We start from the raw sequence: 208 nt of genomic DNA on the forward strand, positions 1-208 counted from the left end.
GTCTTCTTGGTACTTCTTCACTTCCAATGTTAATTTCTCTATTTCTTTCTTCTTCTGTTCATTTTCTTCTTCATGTGCTTTGTTTTGGCTTTGCAGACGATTATTCTCTTCCTCTTTTTCTTCTAGCCATCTCTTTAATTCCAGTACCTGCTCTGCTTTTTTCTCTTCTTTTTCGATGTCTTCTTGGTACTTCTTTACTTCCAATGTT

1 pseudogene is annotated in these 208 nt (G+C 35.1%); it reads right to left on the reverse strand.

Annotated elements, in window-relative coordinates:
* Positions 1-208: pseudogene (locus AC5WOC_RS21250) on the reverse strand (hypothetical protein); the annotation flags it as partial.

Source organism: Shimazuella sp. NTD247 (genome assembly GCF_059510415.1).